The 375-nt window shown below is 54.1% G+C and carries 1 rRNA gene; it reads right to left on the bottom strand.

Going from position 1 to position 375, the window contains the following annotated elements:
- Positions 1-375, bottom strand: a 23S ribosomal RNA gene (locus tag AACQ38_RS23905); the annotation flags it as partial.

Genomic DNA, 375 nt, shown 5'->3' on the forward strand with positions numbered 1-375 from the left:
TTCGGGTCTATACCCTGCAACTCTTTCGCCCAGTTAAGACTCGGTTTCCCTGCGGCTCCCCTATCCGGTTAACCTTGCTACAGAATATAAGTCGCTGACCCATTATACAAAAGGTACGCAGTCACCCCACCCCAAAACGCTCCACTGCTTGATTTGTGTGTTGGGCGTCGCTGCCGCTCCGCCAACCGCCATCAGTGCTGCCGTTACGCATTTTGTGCACCACGCAAAGCGAAACGCTTTGGTGGTGGGGCTCCCACTGCTTGTACGTACACGGTTTCAGGTTCTCTTTCACTCCCCTCGCCGGGGTTCTTTTCGCCTTTCCCTCACGGTACTGGTTCACTATCGGTCAGTCAGGAGTATTTAGCCTTGGAGGAT

This window comes from Photorhabdus sp. RW14-46, assembly GCF_963887965.1.
In the GTDB taxonomy this organism is placed as follows: domain Bacteria; phylum Pseudomonadota; class Gammaproteobacteria; order Enterobacterales; family Enterobacteriaceae; genus Photorhabdus; species Photorhabdus laumondii.